This is a genomic window from Compostibacter hankyongensis, assembly GCF_039541075.1.
GTDB lineage: Bacteria > Bacteroidota > Bacteroidia > Chitinophagales > Chitinophagaceae > Compostibacter > Compostibacter hankyongensis.
This window is the reverse complement of sequence record NZ_BAABFN010000015.1, coordinates 1-1334: the sequence shown is the minus strand read 5'-3', so window position 1 is coordinate 1334 and position 1334 is coordinate 1. Positions and strand designations below refer to the sequence as shown.

Annotated in this window: 1 protein-coding gene; it reads right to left on the bottom strand. The window is 57.6% G+C overall.

Annotated elements, in window-relative coordinates; translation table 11 throughout:
- Positions 1-1313, bottom strand: a 1313-nt coding sequence (locus ABD851_RS14420) for an SLC5 family protein (RefSeq protein ID WP_344980501.1), incomplete at its 3' end; no start/stop codon positions are given.
- Positions 1314-1334 lie beyond the last annotated feature (21 nt).

The following is a 1334-nucleotide window of genomic DNA, read 5'->3' as shown; positions in this document are numbered from 1 at the left end:
GCATTCGTCCTGCGCCAGAACACCCCCCAGAAAAATACGATCACCAACCCCGGCTTGATATACGACGCCTGGTTGGCCAGGATCAGAAAGAAGTTGTCCGACGAGGTAGGGTCATAGGTCGTAAAGGCCAGCACCGAGGCCAGCGCACAGATCAACCCCACGCTCAGCTGACCAAAACGGACCGTCTGACGGTCAGAAGCCTGCGGCTTGATGTATTTGCGATAAATATCATAGGCCATCATCGTCGATACCGAGTTCATCATCGAGTACACCGCCGAGAAGATCGCACAGATGATCCCGGCCAGCACCAGCCCGATCAGCCCGTAGCCCGCCGGCACGACCGTCTCCAGCAGCATCAGAAAGGTATCGTCCGGTTTGACCACGCCTGCTCCGTAACGCGACCGGAACAGGTAATAGGCGGCCGCTCCCGCCCCGATCGAGAAAAACGGGATCACCAGCTTCAGCATCCCCGCCATGATGGAGCCCAGCTTCGCATCCCGTTCCGTCTTGGCCGCCAGCACCCGCTGGACCTGGTACTGGTTGGTGGTCCAGTAGAAAAAGTGGATGATGAACAGTCCGGTAAAGATGCCCAGCCACGGCAGATCCGCATCGCTGGACGGCAGATACAGGTGCATCCGGTTGGCCTCCAGGTGGTCCATGGCCAGGAAATGACCAAATCCGCCGATCTCCGGCTGCAGGTAGGTCAGCGTCCCCATCAGCAGCACCGCGATCAGCATGATCACCGTCAGGATATTATCGGCGATCACCACCGACACCATCCCCCCGAAGATGGTAAAGATCACCGTAGCGGCGGCGATGATCAGGATGCCCTGCAGATAGGTCAGCCCCGAGCCCTCCCCGCTGAACAGCAGGCCCAGGATACGGCTGCCGATATAGAAGTCCGCGATCAGCTGCGTCATGATGAAGGCCAGCATCAGCACCGTATATACCAGCCGGGCATGGGCGTTGAACCGGTCTTCCAAGAATTGCGACAGCGTAAAGAAGTTCCGCTTGCGGTAAACCGGGATGAACACATACACCAGGATCAGGATCGCCGGGATCGCCAGCAGCTCGTAATGGCTCTGCGCGAAGCCGATCGAGTAGCCCACCCCCATCATCCCGATGATCTGCTGGGCATGGATGTTGGTCCCGAAGATCGAGCCCGCCACCGAGTACCACTTCAGCGACCGGTCCGCCATGAAGTATTCTTCGGAGCTCTTTTTGTGAAAGCTCGAATACAGGCTGGTGATTACCAAAAACAGCAATAACAAAACCACCACCACCAGGTCCGCTGTACTGAGTGTCTTGATCATGAATACGCAACTATGAAGGCC